Origin of the sequence: Methylovorus glucosotrophus (assembly GCF_009858335.1) — a bacterium.
In the GTDB taxonomy this organism is placed as follows: domain Bacteria; phylum Pseudomonadota; class Gammaproteobacteria; order Burkholderiales; family Methylophilaceae; genus Methylovorus; species Methylovorus glucosotrophus.
In genome coordinates this window covers 315,959-339,403 of sequence record NZ_VMSE01000001.1, presented here as the reverse complement: position 1 = coordinate 339,403, position 23,445 = coordinate 315,959, and the positions used below count along the sequence as shown (strand labels likewise).

Sequence of the window (23,445 nt, the reverse complement as noted above, 5' to 3'; positions counted from 1 at the left end):
GGGACTTATGTCAGTTGCGTCAGATCATCAATGACATTGGCTGCGCCCAGCTGGCCTAACAAGCCAGCGCGTTGCAGTTTGTAACGCACATTAGTACGCATTCCACATAACACCAGGCGCGTATCGTGTTTATTGCAGGTATCGCGCAAATCCCACAAAGCCTGCATACCCGTGGCATCCACAAACGGCACATGCTCCAATCGCAACACCAGCAAGCGTGCATGGGCATGCACATGCTCAAGCGTGGTTTCCAGCCGCTCGGCAGCAGCAAAGAAAAAGGCCCTTCCATATCGAACACCACGGTTTGTGGCGGCAAGGTGTAGCCATGGTGAGCGGCATGCTGCTGCACTTGCTCATCGGTCTGCTGAGTAAGTACCACGGCATCGGACATGCGCTTCATGAACAGCAGAGCAGCCAGCAATACGCCAATATTGACCGCAATCACCAGATCGCCAAAGACCGTCAGCAAGAAGGTAATCAGCAGCACTGCCACATCCGCACGGGGAGCCGTCGTCAGCATATGGCGGAAGCGCCCTATTTCACTCATGTTCCACGCCACCACAAACAGAATGGCCGACAACGCGCACAAGGGAATATGCGCCGCCAGCGGCGCCAGTATCAATACAATCAACAGCAAGGTGAGTGCATGCACCAGCCCAGAGAGCGGACTGGTGGCCCCATTGCGGATATTGGTCGCCGTACGGGCAATCGCCCCGGTGGAAGCAAAGCCGCCAAACAGTGGGGAGAAGATATTGGCAATGCCCTGGCCCACCAGCTCCTGATTCGAATTATGGCGGGTTCCTGCCATGCCATCGGCCACCACGGCAGATAGCAGGGATTCAATCGCCCCCAGCAAAGCTATGGTAAAGGCGGGCCCGATCAGATGAAGCACTTCAGACAGGCTGGTCTCCGGCCAGGCAAATTGCGGCAATTGTTGCGGTATACCGCCGAAGGCACTGCCTATGGTGGCTACGCCAACCAGCCCCAGAGCGGCATGCAGCAGAGTTGCCGCCAGCATGGCGACCAGGGGCGCCGGAATACGCTTTAGCACGCGCGGCGAATACAGCAGGACGATCAGTGTGAATGCAGCCAGGAGCAACGTGGGAACATGGGTCTGCGGAATGGACTGCAGCAGATGCCAGAGCTTCTGGTGAAAGTGCTCCGCACCCGGTTGCACAGGCAGGCCGAGAAAGTCTTTCCACTGCCCGACGAAGATAATGACAGCAATGCCGCTGGTAAAGCCAATGATGACGGGATCCGGGATATAACGGATAACACCGCCCATACGCGCCAGGCCCATGCCAATGAGCATGAATCCCGCCATCAGCGTGGCAATCTGCAAACCTGAGATACCGTACTGTGCGGTAATCCCCGACAGAATGACAATAAAGGCACCGGTGGGCCCGGCTATCTGCAGGCGGCTTCCGCCAAAAAGTGAGGTCAAGGCTCCGGCGATGATCGCGGTGTACAAGCCTTGCTCGGGTTTGGCGCCGGAAGCAATGGCAAAGGCCATGGCCAGTGGCAACGCCACTACACCGACTATGACACCAGACACAATATTTGCCACCCAATGCTCCCGGGTAAGCAATCCTGCACGTTTGGCTTCAAGTATCGCAATCATGGTGGTGCCCCCATTCTTGCACACAATACCCGCTAACTTCAAATGGGTATTACGCTATCCGGGGAGAATTAAGCAATGAAGAAATAGGCACTGGCCCAAGTGCGCCTTCGCGCATGTAAGGCGGATCAGAGCAAGGCGGTTTGCTGCCAGCGCAACTGCTCCAGCAGTACACGCACGGGCGCGGGTATGCCCGCCTGCACGGCGGCTTCCAGCGTCAGCCATTGAATATCGTGGGTTTGATTTGCCGTGAGTGCCGCTTCAACCGCCAGAGGCTGCGGCAATATATGCAGCTTGAAATGGCTGAACACATGGGTGAGCGTGCCGAAGGGTGGTAACTTCTGCGTCTGAAAGCCATAGCGTTCGACGGCGGCCTGCTGCGCATCCAGCGTGCTATCGACTTCCGGCAGGCTCCATAAGCCGCCCCAGATGCCTGAACCAGGGCGCTTTTCCAGCATGACCTGATTGTCGTGCAGCAATATCAGCATGGTGGTGGATTTTTCCGGGATCGCCTTGCGCGGTTTGGAAGCAGGCAGTTCACGCGTGCGCCCTTCACGGTATGCCAGACACGTCGTCTGCAAGGGGCAGGCATCGCAGCGTGGGCGGCTGCGCGTGCACAAGGTAGCGCCCATGTCCATGAGTGCCTGAGCGTAGGGACCGTGCTCTTGTGCTGGCTGCAGGCGCTCTGCGAGTGCCCACATCTGCTGTTCCACGCGCGGCAATCCAGGCCAGCCCTCAATGGCAAAATGCCTGGCAAATACGCGCTTTACATTGCCATCCAGTATCGGATGCGGCGCCTCGAATGCAAATGAGGCGATAGCCGAGGCGGTTGAGCGACCTATGCCAGGCAAAGCCTGTATGGCTTCCAGCGTTTGCGGGAACACGCCGCCATGCACTTCCATGACCTGCTGGGCTGCCTTGTGCAGATTGCGCGCGCGGGAGTAATAACCCAGCCCGCTCCAGTGCTCCATGACATCATCCTGTGTCGCCATCGCTAGGCTGGCAATGGTAGGAAAGCGCTGCATGAAGCGCTGGTAATACCCTATCACCGCCGCCACCTGGGTTTGCTGCAACATGATTTCCGACACCCAGACCGCATAAGGGTCGCGCGTTTGCTGCCACGGCAGATCATGGCGGCCATAGCGCTTCTGCCAGCTAATCAACTTGCTGGCAAATGTGACCTCAGAGTCTGAAGGTACAGGCCCTGGCGAGAGAGTATGTACTGACTCAGGCATGCCTATCCCCTGCATGCAGTACCCTCATGCTCGCCCCGTTTGCAGAGAGCGCGGCTCTTGGGCAAATGCGCCTGGAGTCACCATCCGCAACCGCCTTGTCAGGCGATACAGGCAAGTCGGTCGGCAGTTGCATCAATAAATGATCCAAGAATCAAAACCCCAGCAATTTGTTGAGTTTTTTCTTGGCCTTTTCTTCCGGTGTTTCTTTTGGCGTGGCATCGGTATTGGAAGATTGGCCATCTGCAGGCGCCGTGGTGGCGTCTTTCTTGCCACCCAGCAAGGATTTCAGGGCTTCCTCCTTATTGCCGCCCATGAGGTTCTTGACGGCTTCACCTTTGGTACCACCCACGCCCTCCAGCAGCTTGTTCTTGGCAATGGCAGCGCCCAGGCCAGCGAAGTCGATGGCATACGCGGGCTGGGCAAACGTGCCACTGAGCTTGATGGGAATGGTCAGGCCATTCATCTCGGACAAATCGGCACCGCCCTGGCCCTTGAGGGTATTCACCACCGTCGGCTTGGCCACGTAATCCAGGGTTTCATTGGCAATATCGATATCGCCACTGCCGGTAATGCGGAACAGGGGCGCTTTCATGCTGAGGTCTTCGTTATGCGCCACGCCATTTTTGATCGTGAAGCTGGCGGACATTTCGCTGAAATCGGTCTTCTTGCTCTTGTCGCCCGTCACACTGCTCTGGCCCTTAAGCACATTCAGCTTGTCTTTCACACCCCGCAATGTGCCCGCAACATCAATCCCTTTGACGGCACCATCGGCAAGGTTAAGCGCGGCCTTGCCGTTCAGGGCTTTTTTTAGGGCACTGACGGTCCCTCCCTGCGTCGTGATATCGAGATTGAGCGTGCCCTTGCCGCTCAACATATCGTTATTGATGGCATCGGTAAGCAAGGGGCCAATGGCGATGCCTTTCATGTCCTGCCTGACGGTGATGCTGGGGGTAGTGCGAGCATCCACTTTCAGGCTGCCATTCACACTGCCTTCATACAGATTGGCCGACAAGGGCGCCAACTCAGCCACGCCATCCTCTGCCTTGAGCTTGAGACGCACGTTGGTGGACTTGATGTTCGCCACTTTCAGCCAGCCTATGCGCAGCTCGCCATTGGCATTGAATTGCTTGAGCGCACTCAGATCAATGGGCGCATCGGTCTGCGGCTTTTTAGCGGCATCACCAGGCTTGGCGGGGGGAGCATCTGATTTTGTGATGTATTTGTCGGCATCAAGCTTGTCGATGTCGATATCAAAGCGGTAGATGGGGTTGGCAAAGCGGCTGATACCAAGGCTACCGGCAATCTGGCTGTCATCCAGCTTCACGCTCAGCGGCTTGATATCCAGGGTCTGCCCGTCGGCTTTGACACCAAGTTTGAGATTACTCAGCTGGTATTTGTCATAGACAATGTGGCCCATCTGCACATTGCCCTGCAAGCGCAAATTCGCCAATGCTGAAAGATCTGCAGGTTTGGCGGGGCTGGATTTATCCACTGCTACGGGCTTGCTGCTGGCTTTGCTGGCGGGGCTACCCAGCAGGGCATTCAGATCCAGCGCATCGCCAATCAGATTAAAACGGATGTCCGGCTGGTCAAATTTGCTCACGGCCACATCGCCCTTGAGCCGGGTGGCATCCAGATTCAGCGTGAAGTCACTATTCACCAGCTGCTGTTTGGCATCCGCATGCAGCTTGAAGGCAAAATCGCCCTGCATTTCGCGCTTGGGCAAGGCAGGGTCATTCACGTTGATCTTGCCCACCAGCCTGGGCAGATCAAACACCTGGGTTTCAAGATTGCCAGTGAAGGGGGAGTTGAAGGTGCTTTGCAGCTGATGCTCGCCCTGCTTCACATTCACTTCACCGCTGATACCGCTACTTTGCACCGCCTTGGGCGAGCCTTTGAGATCGGCCAGCACCAGCTTGGCGCTGAGGGTGTCGCTGCCTTTTTCCTGGCTGAGATTGATGCTGGCCTGCTTGCCGCTGACCGTGTCCTGCTGCACGCGGATTTGAGGAGCATCCAGCGCCACTTTCAGCTTGGCGCCATCCTGCGTGGCTGCCAGAACAAGCTTGAGGCTATCCACCAGCAGTTCCATGTGCTCCAGACGGGCATCCACATCGCCACTGAGCGTCAGGTCAGCATCCTTCAAGGTGGCAATATCTCCCTTGATGCCGGCATCTAGGCCCTTGACGGCAAAATGCTGTTGCTCGGGGTCGGCCAGCACATTGCCCTTGATGCTCACGCTGGCCTTCACGGCAGGATTATTCGCCTCCAGCTCAAAATCACTTGCCAGGTCAAAGGGGGTGCCCAGCGCCACATGGCCGGTCTTCAGATTGAATTTGCGCAGTGCCAGCTGTTTGTCCGTCATCTCGTCGCGCACGTTCAAGGCGGCATTGGTAACGTTGATGCCATCAATATCAAACTTGATCTGCTCGGATTCTTCCTCATCCTTACTCATCAGATCGTCAAAGTTGGTAGTGCCATCCTTGTAGCGCACGATATTGGCACGCACGCCGTCCACATACACCGTATCCACCACCAGCTGCTTTTTGAGCAATGGCAGCAGGGCCAACGAGACCTTGAGGCCATCAACAGCAGCAAACTCCTTGTCACTGTTGTGTTCGGAAATTGAAATGCGCCCGAGATCCGCCCCTATGCTGGGCCAGAAGGCAAGCTTGATATCGCCATCCAGATGCAGGGTGCGTTGTTTTTTCTCTTTGACCAGGTTGATCACGGTTTGCTTGTAGTCGTTTGGATTGAAGGTCGCGGCCACAATACCCACCACCACCAGCAAAACGACCACCACAGCGGCCAGGCCTATCAGGCCGAATTTGAGTAGTTTATTCATGCACAACGCCTCCTCGTATTTGCAGCCTGCCTGGCATGGCGGCTACTTATTCGTGATTTCACACCGCTAACAATCAGGTGCAGCAGCGGGGTATCAGCCACCCCAACCGAATCTGGACATGGCCTCCACCCCCAGATAGTAAATGCCAAAGAAGAAAAATCCAAAATAGACGGTGGTGAAAATCAACCAGAAAAAAGCGATCATCACCATCAGGCCATCCTGCTCAAGCTGGCCTATGCAGTAAAACAGCACGGCCAGGCCGGGCAGCACATTATTGAGTGGCAACACGCCAAAGGGAATCGCCATCAACAGACCTGAGGCGATGAGGATGAAACCGCCTATCTTGCGGCCTCGCTCCCCCTCCACCAGGCGTGGATATCGCTGCGGGCGACTGAAGCGGCGACAGAATCCGACCACCTTGAGGCTGATTTTGGCCAGCATGCGCCAGCTTTTTTCGCTCATGGTCACGCCACGAATTTTTTGCGGCAGCACTGGCGATTCCGCCCCACGCCACAGTTGCCAGCCCAGGGCAGCAAACGTGAAGCCCCCCAGCACTGTGAGCGGCCCCAGCGGGATAGGCTGCAACAGCGGCAACACCAATATCAACGCGATCAAGCCGAAGGCGGCATGATCCAGACTATCCAGCGCCTCGCCCAGACTCAGCGGACGCTGCTGCGCCGTCTCGGCAAAGCCACTCAATATCTCAACGACACGTTCGTAGCTATGCATGCCTTAAGCGAACTTGAGGAAGTAGATCAGCACCAGCGTGCCAAATACGATGCGGTAATAGGCAAATGCCCGGAAATCATGGTTAGCCACATAGCGAATCAGGGTTTTTACCGCGATCAGCGCGGCAATGAATGCCATGATGAAGCCCACGGCGAACATGGGAATGTCATCGGCACTGAATAAAGCGCGGTTTTTGAACACATCGTAACCACTGGCCGCCAGCATGACCGGGATCGCCAGGAAGAACGAAAACTCGGTGGCCGCCTTGCGCGACAAGCCAAACAGCATACCGCCCAGGATGGTGGCTCCCGAACGCGAGGTGCCGGGAATCATGGCCAGCGATTGGGCAAACCCGACTTTGAGTGCCTGCAGGGGCGTAATGTCATCCAGCGTGGCCGCCTTGTGCACGACGTCCTTGCCATCAAAATGGCGTTCAATCCACAAGATAAGGAAGCCGCCGACGATCAGCGCCACTGCGACATTGATGGGCGAAAACAGATGGGTCTTGATAAAGCTGTGAAAGACCAGACCCAGCACCGCTGCTGGCAGAAAACCGATAAATACGTTCAGGACAAAGCGTTGTGATTTCGGGTTGCTGGTCAGCCCCTGAGCGATCCCGGTCAGGCGCGTACGGTATTCCCAGCATACGGCGAGAATCGCCCCAAGCTGGATCACGATCTCAAACACCTTGCCTTTGTCATCGTTGAAATTGAGCAAATCGCCTGCCACGATCAAGTGGCCGGTACTGCTGATGGGGAGAAACTCGGTGGCGCCTTCGAGGATGCCGAGAATGGCGGCTTTGAGGAGTAACAGCAAATCCATGGATATTATTTCTCTTGTTCAGTGTTGTAATGAAAGGCACAGCGTAAGCCTGCAACATGACTGCCATATTGCGCTTAAGACCCAAGCAACTTATGGGCCTGCGTATTGAGCTGCAGGATTACATGCGTCGCCAGGCCGACAAGGCCTGCGCCATCAGGTCGGATTGGGTTTGTGGCACCTTGCCGTCGGGGCTGAGCTTGTCCACCACCTTGGGCAGATAATTTGCCAATGTTTGCGCGACTTCATCCAGCGACATATGAAATTTTTGCGCGATATCGGTCAACACCTGTGTGCCAAGAGCCGCTTCTATCTGATCTGGCGCCAGCGGCAGATTTTCACCATTCGCCAGCCAGGAATCGACTTCTTCGGCCATGCCGGCATCGCGGAATTTCTGCAGCACGCCAGGCGCGCCACCATTACGCTCGATGATTTCCAGGGCAACCTGGAACATGCGGCCTTGTTCGCCACCCATTTTTGCGGCCACGGAGCCCGCAATGCTGCTAAATAAACCCATGATTCAGCTCCTTACTGTTCAGTCTGGCGTCAACGTCGTTGACTTCGTATGCGCTTTTTCCACTGAAAGATAAAGCCTGGTCAGCATTAAAACCGTTCGCCGGGACGCAGGTAACGCCATTGCCCCGGAGGCAATTTACCCAGGGCCACACTGCCGATACGCACGCGCTTCAAGCCCACCACATGCAGGCCTACCAGCTCGCACATGCGGCGAATCTGACGCTTGCGACCTTCGCGCAGCACAAAGCGCAACTGGTCTTCATTCTGCCAGGAGACTTTGGCTGGCTTGAGTTGAACACCATCCAGGCTCAAGCCATGGTTAAGCTTGCGCAAACCTTCATCCGACAAGGTACCCTCTACACGCACCAGATATTCTTTTTCGGTTTGTGAATCCTCGCCAATCAGCTGGCGTGCCACGCGGCCATCCTGCGTCAGCACAAGCAAACCGGTGGAATCAATATCCAGGCGACCAGCCGGGGCCAGACCTTTCAGGAATCCACGTCTGAACTCTTTTTGTACCGGGTCTTCTGCCCAGTGATTATCGGGATGCACCAAGACGACAGCGGGTTCATACCCGTCTTCTGCCTGACCCGAAACATAGCCCACCGGCTTGTGCAGCAGGATGGTGACAATCTCGGACTGATGTTTCTCTGCCTCTTTACTGACTTCGATGTTGGCGTCGGGTTCCACACGGGAGCCCAATTCGTCCACGACCTGGCCATTTACGCGCACCCAGCCATTCACAATCCACTCGTCTGCTTCGCGTCGCGAGCACAGGCCAAGCTCCGCCATGCGCTTGGAAAGCCGCGGCAAATCAGGCTGCGACGCCACAGGCTTGGGCGTGAACATCGGGTTCTGCGTGCGATCGCGATTGAAATCGCCCGCCACAAAACCATCGCGTGCCTTGCCACCCCGGCGCGGGGTATCACGATCACTGGCAAGCCTATCAGCGCGATCAGCTGCAGGGCGGCGTGGGCGCTCGCTACGCTCAGCCGGACGCTCGTCGCGCTGACGATTCTCGGGGCGTGCATTATCCGCAAGGGGGCGCGATTCGCCGCTACGCGCCGGACGATCTGATGCAGAGCGCCTTGCTGGCTGGCGCTCACTGGCGTCACGATCCGCGGCTACGCGGCGTGGGCGATCATTTTCAGCCGGGCTGTCGGCGACCTGATGTTCATGCAAGGTGCCATCGTGCCGATGATTGCGCTGACGCTTGGGCGCCGCACGGTCAGCAGCTGGGCGCGCACTGACGGCTCGCGCCGGCTTGTTGGCAGGAACGCGGGCTTCTGCTTCCTTGACCGGCACATGGGCCACCGGTTTTGACGCCGCATCACGCGGACGCTTGGCCGGGTCTGCGCGCCGCACCGGTTTACGACCGGAAGGTGCATTGGAATCAGCGGGTGTTGCTTTGGGGGGGAGTTTTAGAGTGGTCACAGCTAGGGTCTCGTAAGACAAGGCTAGATTTTACCTTGATCGTGGGGTGCATGCGCAGAGGAATCGCAAGAAATAAAAAAGCAGGCGCGAACGCCTGCTTTCCAATTCAAGGGCTTAAGGTATGCGAAAAGGGTTAAACCTTCTGATATACCTCGGAGCCCTTCTTCACGAACTCAATCGCTTTTTCCTGCATGCCCTTGCTCAGGGCTTCTTTTTCATCCACGCCCAGCTTGTCGGCATAATCGCGCACATCCTGCGTGATCTTCATCGAGCAGAAGTGCGGGCCACACATGGAACAGAAGTGGGCCTGCTTGGCGCCTTCCTGCGGCAGGGTTTCATCGTGGAATTCCTTGGCTTTTTCCGGATCCAGACCAAGATTGAACTGGTCTTCCCAGCGGAATTCGAAACGTGCCTTGGACAAGGCATTGTCGCGAATCTGCGCACCGGGATGCCCCTTGGCCAGGTCAGCGGCGTGGGCAGCAATTTTGTAGGTGATGATGCCCACACGCACGTCTTCCTTGTCTGGCAGACCCAAATGTTCCTTGGGCGTCACATAGCACAGCATGGCGCAACCGTACCAGCCGATCATCGCAGCGCCGATGCCGGAGGTAATGTGGTCGTAGCCTGGAGCGATATCGGTGGTCAATGGCCCCAGTGTGTAGAACGGAGCTTCACCACAGTGTTCCAGTTGCAGGTCCATGTTTTCCTTGATGAGGTGCATGGGCACGTGGCCTGGGCCTTCGATCATGCACTGCACATCGTGCTTCCAGGCGATCTGGGTCAACTCACCCAGCGTCTTCAGTTCGGCAAACTGGGCTTCGTCGTTGGCATCGTAGATGGAGCCAGGACGCAGGCCATCGCCCAGACTGAAGGACACATCGTACTGCTTCATGATCTGGCAGATGTCTTCGAAATGCTCGTACAGGAAGCTTTCCTTGTGGTGAGCCAGACACCATTTCGCCATGATGGAACCACCGCGCGACACGATACCGGTCATGCGCTTGGCTGTCATCGGGATGTAAGCCAGACGCACACCCGCGTGGATGGTGAAATAGTCGACGCCTTGTTCGGCTTGCTCGATCAGGGTGTCACGGAAGATTTCCCAGGTCAGGTCTTCGGCTTTGCCGTCAACTTTTTCCAGGGCCTGGTAAATCGGCACGGTACCAATCGGCACCGGGCTGTTACGGATGATCCACTCGCGGGTTTCGTGGATGTTTTTACCGGTGGACAGATCCATCACGGTATCGCCACCCCAACGGGTACCCCAAACCATTTTCTCGACTTCTTCCGAGATGGAGGAACCCAGCGCGGAGTTGCCGATATTGGCGTTAATCTTCACCAGGAAATTGCGGCCTATGATCATGGGCTCGATTTCAGGGTGGTTGATGTTAGCGGGGATAATCGCGCGGCCACGGGCCACTTCATCGCGTACGAATTCCGGCGTAATCACCTTGGGAATGCTGGCACCGAAATGCTGACCGGCGTGCTGGGTTTGCAGCAGTTCGCTCATGTTTTCGCGGCGCTGGTTTTCGCGGATGGCAATGTATTCCATTTCCGGGGTGATGATGCCGCGGCGGGCGTAGTGCATCTGGCTCACGTTCATGCCGGGCTTGGCACGCAATGGCTTGCGCGTCAGGTTGAAGCGCATTTCGGCCAGCTTGGGGTCTTCCTTGCGTTGCTTGCCGAAGTCCGATGTCGGGCCATCCAGCTGCTCGGTATCGTTACGCTCGGCAATCCAGCCAGCGCGCAGGGCGGGCAAGCCATTGCGGATGTCGATCTTCACATCAGGATCGGTGTAAGGGCCGGAGGTGTCATACACAACAACCGGTGGATTCTTTTCTGCGCCAAACGCCGATGGCGTGTCGGACAACGAGATTTCGCGGAAAGGCACGCGAATATCGGGACGCGAGCCTTCCACATAAATTTTGCGCGATTTGGCAAATGGCTGCGTCGCACCCGCGTCTACTTCGGCGGTCTCGTTCAGGAATTTGTTCAGGTTTTTATCAGTGGCGTTCATGTGATGCTCCAAAAGATGCAGGGAGCACGAACAGGCTTCACGGGGAGATGTACAGGAGGTACGGTGTGAGGCTTATCAGTGGCTTCCCTACGGCGGGATTATCCGCGTCAGGTTCAAAGGGTAACTCTCACTCTATAACCCTGATTAGATAAAGGATTAAGAGACCCCCAGCAATAGGCGAAACTTACGCGAAACCAGCAATAAAAGCAAGTTTGAAGGACTTCTGCTTGAAGGGGGCAAGCATCATAAAAAAAGGCACGGGCATGCGAAATTGCATACCCGTGCCCAAAGACGCAAAGCGCCAAGGGGGCCAGCGCTAGCGTTTCTTTTCTGCGGCCTTCAAACCTTCTTCCACGTCCTGCCGACGACCGGAATCGGCATCTTCACGACCGGGGCGGGCAGGCGCAGCCAAAGCTTTTTTGTAATATTCCACGGCCTTGGCATATTCGCCCTGCCCACTCAGGAAATCGGCATAGAAGTAGTTGGGGTCTATGCCTGTGGGGTTGAGTTGCAGTGCTTTTTCCAGGTACTCGCGGGCCTTTTTCTTGTCACCAAAACCGATGGGCCAGCCTGGCACCTTGTAATAGAGCGAACCCAGCGAGGTATAAATCGAGCCATTCAGTGCATTCGGATTGATTTTCTCGGCGGCAAGCAACAGATCACGTGATTTTTCAGCGAGCTTGAGCGCGCCCAGACCACCCTTGGCCTTGGCGTAGGTACTGAGAATAATGGCTTCCCAGATCATGGGTTCAGCTGCGCCCGGATTGGCTGCACTTACCTGATGCGCTTCTTCCGACAGGGTTTTCAGCGCCGCTTCCTGCTGGGCATCGGGTATCTGGTAATTGGCATGCGCCCAGTCATGCTGCAGCTTGACGATGGCAGGGTCTACCTTGTCATCCGCATATACCGGGGCGGCAAGCAGCGCTGTGCCGAGCAGGCAAAGCGCAAGAAAAGTGCGTTTCATTGAATTTCTCCTAAGGAATGGGAATGACGATTCACAAAAGGGGCGGCCAGGCGCGCCTGTTTTTTCATGCCGATGTTGACCAGTTTGGGCAGAGCGCTATTCAGCCAGGCAAAAAAGGATTCCGGCTGGCCGATGTAATACTCCTCGCACTCGCGGGCAATGGCACACACAATCTGGCGCGCGACGTCTTCCGGGGCATCCAGTGAAATATTGGCAGCGCGCAGCATGTGCGTGGTGGTGGCATCGTTAAGCGGAGTATCCACTGCTCGCGGGGCAATGTAGGTCACCCGCACTGGCGTATCGACCAGCTCGCGCCGCAGCGATTGAGAAAATCCGCGCATGGCAAACTTGCTGGCGCAATAGCTGGCGTAATGCGGAAAACCAATACTGCCGAAAATGGATCCGATGTTGACCAGCTGCCCTTGCTGCCTGGTCAAAAAGTGCGGCAGCACTGCTCGGGCCAGCAAAAGCGGGGCGGTGACATTGGTCTGGATAATCTGCGCAATGCGTTCCGGGCTCTGGTCTTCAAACTGGATGAAATCCATGACCCCGGCATTGTTGATCAGGATATCCAGCCCGCCCAACTGTTGAATGGCAGTATCCACCACGCCCTGCGGGGCATTGGCATTTTCAAGATCAGCCACGATGGAAATACGCTCGCCGGGCATGCCGCTCAGTGTATGCAGCAGTTCCTGCAATTTACCGGGGTGGCGCCCCACCAGCGCGAGATGGGCGCCCTGCGACGCCAGCTCGACTGCCAGGGCCTGGCCGATACCGCCGGTAGCTCCCGTCAGCAGGATACGGGCATTCTGGATATTCATGCGGCCTCCTGATACGCCGCGGGCAGGAATCGCTCACCCAGCTCGCGGAAAATATTGCCATATAGTAGATAAAACACACGGGCACTGTGGATCAGTTGCGCCCTGTCATCCGCATCTTCAATACAGTTGACCAGGCCTTCATAAAAAGCGGTGTGCCCGACATCCAGCGCGCCATGAGAAGTGAGATAGGTGAAGCTACCCTTGCCCAGGCCCAGGCTGGTACGGATGGCTTCGCCTGCCTGAGTTGCCAGCGCGGTACTGGTACCTTCCAGCACCAGCACCATGCCGAAGAAACCGATCGGATTAACACGCTGTATGGTGTCGTGGGCATAGGCCACCATGATCTCGGTAGCCAGGCCGGGCTTGCCATGGCGCACGGCTTCGGCATCGCCACCACTGGCCTTGATGTCATTCAGAATCCACTCCTGATGCCCCAGCTCTTCTTCAATATATTCGGCCACCGCCTCGCGCAGCCACTCATAACGCTCAGGCAGGCGCGCACCGCAGGCCATCAGCAAGGGCACGGTATGCTTGACGTGGTGATAAGCCTCGGTCAAAAACGCGATATACGCATCCAGGCTCACCTGACCGCTGGCACCCGCACGAATCAAGGGCAGGCTGAACAGCGCATTTCGTTGCGACTCTGTCGCAGCAAGCAATTCATCATAAAACTTCATGGTGTTCTCTTTCATATAAAGGATTTATACGCGCAGCATATTGCTGCCAGATGGCATCGCGCCGCAGCCTGCCATTCGGGGTGAGCTGCTGGTTTTGCGGGCTAAAAGGATGTTCGGCCAGAATCCATTGCTGCACGCGGGCATAGTCCGGCAGCGTCTGATTTGCTTGTTGCACGGCAGCTTCAATCTGCGCCGTTATATCGCCGGATACGTGCGGCACAATCACCGCCACGCTCCAGGGGCGCGCCTCGCCAAACACGGCAACCTGCGCGATCACCGGCGACAGGGCCAGTTCGCTTTCCACCCATTCCGGCGACACATTGCGTCCGTATGAGGTGATGTAGATATTCTTTTTGCGGCCCGTGATATGTAGATAGCCATCCTTGTCCAGATAACCAATATCGCCGGTAGGCCAGTACGTGACATGTATGGCTGGCTGGGCGGCATAGCCAAGCAGGGTGCTGCCTGCCACCAGCAGTTCGCCATCACTGGCAAATGCAAGCTGCACGTGGGGAAGCAGCTTGCCCACGCTACCCGGGCGCTGCTGGCCGGGCGCATTGAACGCCACCACCGAAGCACATTCCGACAAGCCATAGCCCTCACACACTGGCAGGCCCAGCTCTACAGCCCGCTGCAGCAACCGCGGTGCCACGCGGGCGCCACCCACGGCAATCAGGCGCAAGCTCGCGGGGGGAACCCAGCCAGACTCGGCAGCCATGACCAAGGCACGCAGCAGCTCGGGAATCAGCAGCAGAGTGGTCGGATTGGTTTCCTGTATGGTGCGCAGCAACTGCGGCACATTGAGGCCAGACGCCCCACTCAAGCCCACACGGCTAGATGAATACAAGGTCGTGGTTGCCCCGACCAGCAAGGGCAGATAAAGCCCGGCGATGTTTTCCAGCAAGGTCGACAAGGGCAGGATGCTGAGATGACTATCCTCGGCAGAAGCCGCCGTGGCATCGGCGAGCGAGCGACTGACCTGCTCCATGGCCTGCGCACTGAGGCATACCCCTTTGGGTTGACCCGTCGTGCCGGAGGTATACGTCACCTTTGCCGTGCCGGCTGGCAAGGCTCTGGGTTCGGGGTTTTCAAACTGCAAGCGGCTGACCAGTTGCCCACCCACCAGCTGGTGATGCTTGCGGACGATGCGATAGCCCTGCGCCAGCAACAGTTGCTCCATGACCATGGGCTGCTGGCAGAACAAGGTATCGATACCAGCATCCTGTATGGCGTGCATGATTTGCTGCGGCGAGAAAAATCCAGGCAAGGGCACCACAGGCAGCTGCAGTTGAAGGCAAGCCAAATCAAGCACGGCCCAGGCAGGGTCATTCTCCATGGCAATCGCCACCGCCTGTGGCCGCTCTTGTGGGAGACCGGACTGTTGAATGAACGCCGCTGCTGCATTGATTTCAGCAGGGAGTGATTTATATGGGATGCTGACATGGCTGCCACGCAGGGCCGTATGGTCTGGCCTGGTTTCTGCGTGCTGCTGAATGGTGGTCAGAATAGACATGCCAGCTCCTACTGCATGCGACGCACAGCAAGCACTTGCGGTGCATTGTCATAATAACGGCCCCAGTCAGGGCGCTCTTCGGCGGGCAAGCGCTGAATATCGGCCGCCCCCAGATGCACCAGCTGCATGTTCAGCTTGAGCAGGGCATTGCGCAGGGCAGGTGTGGCGGTAAACACGGCCCACTCGGCCTGGCTGCCATGCAGGTAAAGGCTCACGCTGGCGAGCAGATGGCGAATATGCACAGGCTGAAATACCGCCAGATTGCCCACCTCCAGAATCTGGTCGCGCGCGACCTGCTTGCCGGTCGAAGCACTCAGGATCAAGTCGACCGGCTGATCGAGATAGGTTTCCAGAAACAGGGGCTGCTCGGCTGCATGTCGCACGCCACATACTGCATGCAAATTGCCCTCGTCATCGCGCAGGCTCATCAGCGTCGGCATGAAATGGCGTATGCGGGCGCCATGCACCAGTCGGAACACGCTGCGCACAAACTGCTCCAGCTCCGCGCGATCCTGTGCATCCGGCCCGGCCAGCGTGGTTTGCAAGCCACCCGCCATATGCAAGGGCACAATCGCTTGCTGGCGCTTGGTCGTATATGACTGATGCGCTTGTGTTATTTTCTGGGGATCAAAGCTCGGTGCCGGCAACATGACGACTCTCCTGTAAGTGGTAGTCATCATGTCGCAATCGGCATGCCATGTTAAAAAAATGGCAACTATTTTTTATAAATCATATACTTATATATTTCATCGCAAATAGTCGAAGCGCAGGAATTGTCAGGTGCAAGCCAAGACCATACAAAAATTGCAGGGTTTATCGCGCCAGGGAGTTTACGGCCCTCGCGATTGATCAAAAAAATCGCTATGCGGCAAGCACTTAAGGGGGGCAGTTCAGGGCGGGCGGGCTGGTAGTAAACGATCCATCTCCCAACAGCCAGGCCACAGCTTTGACCCGGGAATCCACCTTGCAGGCGTCGACATAGCCTATGCCACCCGGTGTATCCGCCACATAGCGCAGGACCGCCTCTTGCGAGGAAACCACATGCGGCGGCGTAGTGCCGTGGTAATACACTTCGTTCCAGTATTCGGCTTGCGTCTCGGGCAAGCTGCCCAGCACGCGCTGCGAGAACTGTCGGCGCTGGGGACTATCGGTCGGCAGGTTCACCGGCTGCATACGCACCCCTTCTGACCAATACAGTTTTTTGCGCCAGTAAATCAGCGAGAGATCGACCAGGCTGCCTATCTTGCCGCTCTGCGTCTTGGGCACCACCACCGCCAGCGTATCCGCAGGGGCTGCCAAGGGCTGGCCCATGGATAGCATGCCGGCGAAGACGAGCGCGAGCACCGCCATGCACGGACGTGACACCCACACCGTCAGAAGGTCTCGATAGCGCAACATGCCAGGGCGGGAGAGCATCAGAACAGGATGGCAAACGAAGTAAACAGGCCCTTGGGCGCGTCGGCACGCTCTTCATCGCCACCCACATACTCGAGCTTGAACACCCGGTTAGGCTGCAAGCGCCATGCGGTGCCCACGACCCAGCGTTCGGCCGAGCCTTCTGCCGGGCGTTTGAAGTTTTCCAGCCGACCGACGGCAAACCAGCGATTGCCCAGAGGCGCTACCGCCTGCAGATAGGCGCCACTGCCGCCATCACGGTTATTGCTGTAGTAACGCTGATAGGCTTCTCCGCTAAACTCCCAGTCATCATGCTTGACCATGAAGTCGGCCCCCATCATCCGGAACTGCGGCGTGCCGGGGATATCCTCGGTAAATTCCATCAGGGTGAGGCCAAGATTGAGCTTGCCGGTAAAGGCAAACCGCGCGCCATGGGTATCGCGATACTGAATCTCGTCGCCGTCCAGATGCTGGTCTTCCAGCGCCTCCATGAAAAACGTATATTCAAAGGCACGGTTATCAAACGACTTGGCACCATACAGCATGATGCCGTTGGTAGATTGCGGGAACAGGCGGCTGGTCGCCAACGGGCGGGTGGTAGTCCATACCAGCGGCGCAGCATGGATAAGATTCCAGCGGCCAGCCGGGGTCAGGAAGCGGCCAGCGCGCAGATTATATTGTTCGGATATGTTGTAATCGAAGTAGAAACGCTCCAGGTCTATCCTGGCACCATCGTTGGTGAGTCCCTCGCCGGACTTCCAGCTCACGGGTTTTTCCTGCTCAAGTTCTGCGAAAAACCGCCAGCGGCCTTCGCCTTCCCAGCGCAGCAAAAAGCTCACCTCTTCCAGGCTGGCTTCTGATTTACCACCGGGATGCACATTCAGATAGGCACTGGAATAACCGCCCAGCTTGAAGCCATCGAGAAAACCGCCTGCCGTATCGTCCGCCGCAGCAGACTTGCAGAGGCTGAGTGCGACGACTACACTCAACACCCCATAGCAGCTTAATGCACGCATACATTCCCCAGCGTATGAATCACCAAAAATACACCTTCCCTTGCCTCAGGCGCGCTGCGTTTTGCGAAGAGCGCCTGATGCCGATTTGCGGATTCTCGCACTGAAATCATGCTCAGCAAAGCGCTACCGATACGATACATCCTGTTAGGGGCGTTTCTACTGGCAGGTTTGCTGCCCACCCTGCTGATTACCGGCATGGCGTTTTACGAGGCCCGGAGCGCCCTCAAGACCGAAATCAAGCGTGACATGACAACGCGCGCGATCGCCACGGCCGATGAAGTGGATCGCATGATGTTTGAACGCTTGCAGAACGTGGCGTCGTGGAGCCAGCTCGAGATCATGCAGGAAATCCGCATTGACGATGTCGACAAGCGACTGTCCAAATTCCTGAGCGACCTCAAGCAAAGCTACCGCGATATTTATGTTGAGCTGTATGTGGTCAACAACCAGGGCATGATTGTGGCATCGAGCAATATCCAGCGCATTGGCCAGCCTCACAAGCCCATCCAGCCCTGGCAAAAGGCCAGCCTGCCGCAAACGCAGATCAGCCTGGGGGCGATAGACCATGACCGCTTGCCTATACTCGCCACCATCTACAGCACCTCCACCGAAGCGCCGGTCGGGCAACTGGTGGCCGTATTCGACTGGCTGCAGGTGCAGCATGTGCTGGAAAGTGCAGTCACTGGCCGCAGTGCCGCCGCGCTCTACGATAATCAGCAGCATCTCCTCAGCAGCACCAGCCGCTGGCATGCGATTCATCTGGCAAAAAAACTGAGCAGCCATGCCAAGACCAATGGTTACCAGAACTTTGCCGGCTTCGACTGGCGCGTGGACATTCTGCAAAACCGCGCACAGGCCATGACGCCGGTGCGTCAAATGGCGTTTATCTTCCTGGCCCTGCTGCTGGTGACCGTGGCGCTGGCGACGCTCATCGCCGTGCCGGTTGCCCGCGCCATTACACGCCCCATCGCCAAGCTGACGAATTTTGCCCTGGGCTTTATGCGTGCACCTAGCAATTTGGCCCCACCGCGCGGTGGCCCGGCCGAGATTGATGCCATGTCACACGCCTTTGCCCGCATGATCGAAGACCTGGAGCGCTCCAAAGAAAACCTGACGCGCGCCGCCAAGCTCGCCGTAGTCGGTGAAATGGCAGCCGCCATGAGCCATGAAGTGCGCACGCCGCTAGGCATTTTGCGCTCCTCAGCCCAGGTGTTGCTGCGCGAACCCACCCTCAGCGAAGAAGGCCGCGAAGTGTGCGGGTTCATCATCAGCGAAACCGAGCGCCTGAACAAACTGGTATCCACCCTCATCGACTCGGCCCGGCCACGCCTGCCCAATTTCACGCCCGTGGACATCAGCCAGCTGTGCTCCCAGTCGGCCGCCATGCTGCGCATGCAGGCCGAGAAAAAACATATCGCGCTGGAAACCCAGCTGGATGCAGGCCTGATTGCCATCTGCGACCCGGAACAGATGACACAGGTCTTGCTCAACCTGCTGCTGAATGCCATTCAGGTATTGCCGGAGGGCGGCCGCATCGTGCTGGGTAGCAGCACAGCTGGTGAGCATGCCTGCATTACCGTATCTGACAATGGCCCGGGCATACCCGAAGAACAGCGTGAGCAGGTATTTGACCCCTTCTTTACCAAGCGCAGCGGTGGCATCGGCCTCGGTCTGTCCGTCGTACGACAAATTGTGCAAGCACATCATGGCAGCATACGCGCCATCACCAGCACGCTGGGCGGCGCTGAATTCCGTATTTTGTTACCTCTTTCCGGAGTAGAAAAATAATGTCCCCCCTCAAACGCATCCTGGCACTGGACGATGAACCCAATATGCGCCGCTTGCTGGAGATCAGCCTGCGACAAGCCGGTTACCAGCCGGTAGTGGCCGAAAATGGCCGGGAGGCGCTGGATATCCTGCGCGAAGGCGGCGCTGACCTGGTGGTGAGTGATTTGCATATGCCGGTGATGGATGGCCTGCAACTGCTGCAAGCCATGCAGAAGGAAGGGCTGCAGGTGCCGGTGATCATCGTGACGGCTCAGGGCGAAATCAGCACCGCCGTTGCAGCCATGAAGCTGGGCGCGTCGGATTACATTTTGCGGCCGTTTGATCTGGAAACCCTGGAAATTGCCATTGAGCGTGCGCTTTCGCTGAGCCGCCTCAAGCTGGAAAACCAGTTCCTGCGTGAAGAGGCGCACGGCGATGACGGCATGGTCGGCCAGAGCCCGGCCATGCAGCGCGTGCAGCAAGCCATCCGCCAGGTCGCCCCGGAAAAAGCCACTACCCTGATTGTCGGCGAGACCGGTACCGGCAAGGAGCTGGTGGCGCGTGGTGTGCACCAGCTTTCGCCGCGCAAGGATGCGCTGTTTGTCGCGGTGAATTGTGCCGCCATCCCCTCCGAAATGCTGGAGTCGGAATTGTTTGGTCACGAACGCGGCGCTTTCACCGGCGCCATCAAGGAGCGCATAGGCAAATTCGAACTGGCCGATGGCGGCACCTTGTTTCTGGACGAGGTGACGGAAATGCCGGTCAACCTGCAGGCCAAACTGCTGCGCGCACTGCAGGAAGGCGTGATCGAACGTCTGGGCAGCAACCGCGCCACCGCCGTGGACATCCGCGTGATTGCCGCCACCAACCGCGACCCGATGCAAGCCGTCAAGGAAGGCAAGCTGCGCGAGGATCTGTATTACCGCCTGAATGTGTTCCGGATAGACTTGCCACCCTTGCGCGATCGCAACGGCGATATTCCCCTGCTGGTGTCGCATTTTCTGCAGAAACGCCAGGCCAGCATCAGTGAGGCTGCCCTGTTTGCGCTGCAATCGTATGCGTGGCCGGGCAATGTACGCGAGCTGGAAAACGTGCTGGAACGCTCATGCATCGTTTGCGGAAAATCCGCCATTGAACCGCAACACCTGCCTGCCGATATTCTCAGCGCCAGCCCCTTGTCGGCGTCTGTATCGCCGGAGAATGCCACTGCCGTATTGTCCTTGCCACTGGCTACCGAAGCGCTGGAGAAAAAACTGATTGAAGCCGCCCTGCGGCAGAGCAAAGGCAATAAAAGCCGGGCCGCCAAGCTGCTGGATATCAGCGAGCGTTCGCTGTGGTACAAGCTCAGCCGTTACAAGCTGGATGATGAGCCCGCATCTGATTCAAGTCATTGAAATCAGCCAGAGAAAACGGGATTGAACCGTATTGATTGAAACTCGGAGTGCAGGCGCTATAATCAAGCACTCACTGACCATGCGACGGAAGCAAGATGATGCATAAGGATGTAGAACAAGCACGTTTTAACATGATTGAGCAGCAGATCCGCACATGGGAAGTGCTGGACGCCCGCGTACTGGACCTGTTAAGTCAGGTACCCCGCGAGGATTTTGTGCCGGAACAATATCGTGGTCTGGCGTTTGCTGATCTGGAAATCCCCATCGGCGCTGGTCAGCAAATGCTTTCACCCAAGATGGAAGGCCGCATCGTGCAGGCGCTGGAAATCAGCAAAACTGACCGCGTGCTCGAAATCGGCACGGGCAGTGGCTACCTGACCGCCTTGCTGGCAACGCTCGCCAAGGAAGTGGTCAGCCTGGAAATTCATGCTGACCTCAGCGTTGCCGCCCAACGCAAACTGCAACAGCACGGCATACACAATGTGAACCTAGAAATTGCCGATGGCAGCCAGGGCTGGGCCAATGGCGCACCGTATGATGTCATCGTGTTCACCGGCTCGCTGCCTTTGCTGCCCGTGATTGCCGAACAGCAACTCGCCATCAACGGTCGCCTGTTTGCCGTGGTAGGCGAGGGCCCTGCCATGGAAGCCACCATGATACGTCGCGTCAGCGCCGACAGTTTCCGTCACGATGTGCTGTTTGAAACCTCGGTGCCCCCTCTGCAAAACGCGCCTCATCCAGCTCGCTTCGAATTCTAAGCTCCATCATGCGCTTTTATTGGTATGTACTCGTGCTGGCAGCGTACAGCCTGTCGGCTCAGGCTGCTCCTGCCCAGCAGAATCTGGTGGACCTTTACCAGCTCGCCCTCAGCGGCGACCCCAGCTGGGCTGCCGCCAAAAATGCCCATCTCGCGGCGCAGGAAAAACTGGAGCAGGGCAAATCCCTTTACCTGCCGACCGTTACTGCCAGCAGCAATGCCAGCCACTCGGAAACCGACATCCGCTACATGGGTAGCGCCACGGTATTTCGCAATGGCGGGCGTGAATCGTTTGATACCTTTGGCTATGGCGTCAGCGTCAGCCAACCGATTTATCGCAAGCAGATCAGCGCTCAATTTGCCCAGGCAAAAAGCCAGGTAAGCCAGGCAGATAAACAGCTGGTGCTTGCCAGACAAACGTTGATGCTGCGTATTTCGCAGGCCTATTTTGATACCCTGCAGGCGCAAGACAGGCTCGACCTGATCAATGCCCAGAAATCGGCCATCGGTGGTCAGCTGGAGCAAGCACGCGCCAACTTTGAAGCAGGCACGGCCACCATTACCGATGTTAATGAAGCGCAAGCCCGCTACGATCTGCTGCAGGCGCAGGAGATTGCCAGCCTGAATGATATGGAAGTAAAACGCCGCACGCTGCAAGCCATCACAGGACAGCAACCGGCTATCCGACTGGCCCCTGCCATGGCCGACCTGCAGCCGGCATCACCCGAACCCGCTAATATGGAAACCTGGGTTAGCATGGCCGAGCAGAGCAACCTGAACATCCTGATTCAGCAGCAGCTGCTGGATATTGCCACGCAAGAGATTGAGCGCCAGCATGCCGGTCACCTACCCACGCTGGATGCGGTAGGCAACTACACCGACACCCGCGCCAGTAGCGGAATTAACGGCTTTGGCACCGATCTGCAAAACGCCACGATAGGCGTGCAACTGCAAATCCCCCTGTATCAGGGCGGGCTGGTAAATTCGCGCGTACGTGAAGCCGTCGCCAACAAGAACAAGGCGCTAGACGACCTGGAAGCCGCACGCAGACAGGCCGAGCTGGATACGCGCGAAGCTTACTTAACTCTGGTCAGCAGCATCGCTCAGGTGCGTGCTTACGAACAGGCACTGAGCTCAAGCCAAAGCCAGCTGGACTCTACCAATCTCGGCTACGAAGTTGGCGTGCGCAATAGCGTGGATGTGCTCAACGCCCAGCAGCAGCTTTTCAGCGCCAAGCGGGATTTGCTGCAAGCCCGCTACAACTACCTGCTAGGGATGCTCAAGCTCAAATCTGCCACAGGCCAGCTTTCGGATGCCGACATGATCACCGTCAACCAGCATCTGGCATCCGGAGAATTGGCAAAGCCATGACCAAGCCACCCCACCTTGCCCAGCGCCACTTGAGCCAAGTGGTGGTGATTGATGTGCAAGAAAATCTTTGCGCCGCCATGCTTGCCGGGGAAGCACAAACGGTGGTTCGTAACATCGGCATATTGCTGCAGGCAGCGGCCTTGCTGGAAGTACCACGACTGTATACCGAGCAATATCCGCAGGGGCTTGGACCTACCCTGGAAGTATTGCTGCCTTGGCTGGGCGATGTTCCCCGCATTGAGAAAACCGTGTTTTCGTGCTGGCAGGCGCCGGGTTTTCGCCAGCACCTAACGAGTGACAGGCCGCAAGTCATACTCACCGGCATGGAAGCGCATATCTGCGTATTGCAAACCGCGCTTGACCTGCAAGCCCATGGGCATCAGGTGATCATCGCGGCCGATGCAGTTCTCTCCCGCCGCAGTGCCCACAAGGAGAATGCCTTGCAGCGGCTGATGCAAGCTGACGTCATCGTCAGCAATACCGAGTCTATCGTCTTTGAATGGCTGGGCGCCGCTGGCAGCGATGCCTTCAAGCAGATCAGCAAGCTGATCCGTTAACTG

Annotated in this window: 20 protein-coding genes, 1 pseudogene and 1 riboswitch; of the genes and pseudogenes, 5 read left to right on the top strand and 16 right to left on the bottom strand. The window is 57.3% G+C overall.

The annotated features are described in order from the left end of the window. Positions 1 to 5: 5 nt before the first annotated feature. The 16 genes and pseudogenes from FNL37_RS13945 to FNL37_RS01435 all read right to left on the bottom strand — a co-directional run bounded on the left by FNL37_RS13945 (position 6) and on the right by FNL37_RS01435 (position 17,596). Positions 6 to 233 (bottom strand): sodium-independent anion transporter, encoded by a 228-nt coding sequence (locus tag FNL37_RS13945; RefSeq protein ID WP_244948174.1) that lies wholly within the window; start codon positions 231 to 233, stop codon positions 6 to 8. Positions 234 to 532: 299 nt separating this feature from the next. Further along, positions 533 to 1,513, bottom strand: a pseudogene (locus tag FNL37_RS13940) (SulP family inorganic anion transporter); the annotation flags it as partial. Between the two features lie 233 nt (positions 1,514 to 1,746). Further along, the gene (gene mutY, locus FNL37_RS01500; RefSeq protein WP_244948173.1) at positions 1,747 to 2,853 is read right to left on the bottom strand and encodes an A/G-specific adenine glycosylase; all 1,107 of its coding nucleotides are present in this window, start codon (positions 2,851 to 2,853) and stop codon (positions 1,747 to 1,749) included. 151 nt (positions 2,854 to 3,004) lie between these two features. Further along, positions 3,005 to 5,695, bottom strand: a complete 2,691-nt coding sequence (locus FNL37_RS01495; protein ID WP_159354895.1) for an AsmA family protein — start codon at positions 5,693 to 5,695, stop codon at positions 3,005 to 3,007. 93 nt (positions 5,696 to 5,788) lie between these two features. After that, positions 5,789 to 6,424 carry an exopolysaccharide biosynthesis protein gene (locus tag FNL37_RS01490; protein ID WP_159354894.1) on the bottom strand — a complete coding sequence of 212 codons (636 nt, stop codon included), beginning with the start codon at positions 6,422 to 6,424 and terminating at the stop codon, positions 5,789 to 5,791. Between the two features lie 3 nt (positions 6,425 to 6,427). Then, positions 6,428 to 7,246 carry an undecaprenyl-diphosphate phosphatase gene (locus FNL37_RS01485; RefSeq protein WP_013443316.1) on the bottom strand — a complete coding sequence of 273 codons (819 nt, stop codon included), beginning with the start codon at positions 7,244 to 7,246 and terminating at the stop codon, positions 6,428 to 6,430. Between the two features lie 118 nt (positions 7,247 to 7,364). Further along, positions 7,365 to 7,760 (bottom strand): YidB family protein, encoded by a 396-nt coding sequence (locus FNL37_RS01480; protein WP_159354893.1) that lies wholly within the window; start codon positions 7,758 to 7,760, stop codon positions 7,365 to 7,367. 86 nt (positions 7,761 to 7,846) lie between these two features. Next, positions 7,847 to 9,193: a pseudouridine synthase gene (locus tag FNL37_RS01475; RefSeq protein ID WP_170291265.1), complete on the bottom strand. Its 1,347-nt coding sequence runs from the start codon at positions 9,191 to 9,193 to the stop codon at positions 7,847 to 7,849. 133 nt (positions 9,194 to 9,326) lie between these two features. Further along, complete coding sequence (gene thiC, locus FNL37_RS01470) at positions 9,327 to 11,210, bottom strand: phosphomethylpyrimidine synthase ThiC (RefSeq protein ID WP_013443319.1); 1,884 nt, start codon at positions 11,208 to 11,210, stop codon at positions 9,327 to 9,329. A gap of 67 nt (positions 11,211 to 11,277) precedes the next feature. Next, positions 11,278 to 11,389: riboswitch (TPP riboswitch) on the bottom strand. A 137-nt stretch (positions 11,390 to 11,526) separates the two neighbouring features. Continuing rightward, positions 11,527 to 12,174 carry a tetratricopeptide repeat protein gene (locus FNL37_RS01465; RefSeq protein ID WP_159354891.1) on the bottom strand — a complete coding sequence of 216 codons (648 nt, stop codon included), beginning with the start codon at positions 12,172 to 12,174 and terminating at the stop codon, positions 11,527 to 11,529. Continuing rightward, positions 12,171 to 12,995, bottom strand: a complete 825-nt coding sequence (locus tag FNL37_RS01460; protein WP_015831088.1) for an SDR family oxidoreductase — start codon at positions 12,993 to 12,995, stop codon at positions 12,171 to 12,173. The genes FNL37_RS01465 and FNL37_RS01460 overlap by 4 nt, the downstream gene beginning before the upstream one ends. Continuing rightward, the gene (locus FNL37_RS01455; protein WP_159354890.1) at positions 12,992 to 13,672 is read right to left on the bottom strand and encodes an iron-containing redox enzyme family protein; all 681 of its coding nucleotides are present in this window, start codon (positions 13,670 to 13,672) and stop codon (positions 12,992 to 12,994) included. The genes FNL37_RS01460 and FNL37_RS01455 overlap by 4 nt, the downstream gene beginning before the upstream one ends. Next, the gene (locus FNL37_RS01450; RefSeq protein ID WP_159354889.1) at positions 13,659 to 15,185 is read right to left on the bottom strand and encodes an AMP-binding protein; all 1,527 of its coding nucleotides are present in this window, start codon (positions 15,183 to 15,185) and stop codon (positions 13,659 to 13,661) included. Before FNL37_RS01450 ends, FNL37_RS01455 begins: the two co-directional genes overlap by 14 nt. 8 nt (positions 15,186 to 15,193) lie before the next feature. Continuing rightward, complete coding sequence (locus tag FNL37_RS01445; RefSeq protein ID WP_159354888.1) at positions 15,194 to 15,835, bottom strand: thermostable hemolysin; 642 nt, start codon at positions 15,833 to 15,835, stop codon at positions 15,194 to 15,196. Positions 15,836 to 16,061: 226 nt separating this feature from the next. Then, entirely contained in the window at positions 16,062 to 16,601 is a 540-nt protein-coding gene (locus FNL37_RS01440) for a type 2 periplasmic-binding domain-containing protein (RefSeq protein WP_159354887.1), read from the bottom strand. Continuing rightward, positions 16,601 to 17,596, bottom strand: a complete 996-nt coding sequence (locus FNL37_RS01435) for a hypothetical protein (protein ID WP_159354886.1) — start codon at positions 17,594 to 17,596, stop codon at positions 16,601 to 16,603. Before FNL37_RS01435 ends, FNL37_RS01440 begins: the two co-directional genes overlap by 1 nt. Positions 17,597 to 17,704: 108 nt before the next feature. On the opposite strand from FNL37_RS01435, the gene FNL37_RS01430 reads away from it, so the two are divergent. The 5 genes from FNL37_RS01430 to FNL37_RS01410 all read left to right on the top strand — a co-directional run bounded on the left by FNL37_RS01430 (position 17,705) and on the right by FNL37_RS01410 (position 23,442). Further along, positions 17,705 to 19,384, top strand: a complete 1,680-nt coding sequence (locus tag FNL37_RS01430; protein ID WP_159354885.1) for a sensor histidine kinase — start codon at positions 17,705 to 17,707, stop codon at positions 19,382 to 19,384. Then, positions 19,384 to 20,757, top strand: a complete 1,374-nt coding sequence (locus FNL37_RS01425; RefSeq protein WP_159354884.1) for a sigma-54-dependent transcriptional regulator — start codon at positions 19,384 to 19,386, stop codon at positions 20,755 to 20,757. Before FNL37_RS01430 ends, FNL37_RS01425 begins: the two co-directional genes overlap by 1 nt. Positions 20,758 to 20,852: 95 nt before the next feature. Continuing rightward, a complete protein-coding gene (locus tag FNL37_RS01420) occupies positions 20,853 to 21,515 on the top strand; it encodes a protein-L-isoaspartate O-methyltransferase family protein (RefSeq protein WP_013443330.1) in 663 nt (220 codons plus the stop codon). 8 nt (positions 21,516 to 21,523) lie between these two features. Then, the gene (locus FNL37_RS01415; protein ID WP_159354883.1) at positions 21,524 to 22,885 is read left to right on the top strand and encodes a TolC family outer membrane protein; all 1,362 of its coding nucleotides are present in this window, start codon (positions 21,524 to 21,526) and stop codon (positions 22,883 to 22,885) included. Beyond that, entirely contained in the window at positions 22,882 to 23,442 is a 561-nt protein-coding gene (locus FNL37_RS01410) for an isochorismatase family protein (protein ID WP_159354882.1), read from the top strand. The genes FNL37_RS01415 and FNL37_RS01410 overlap by 4 nt, the downstream gene beginning before the upstream one ends. Positions 23,443 to 23,445 lie beyond the last annotated feature (3 nt).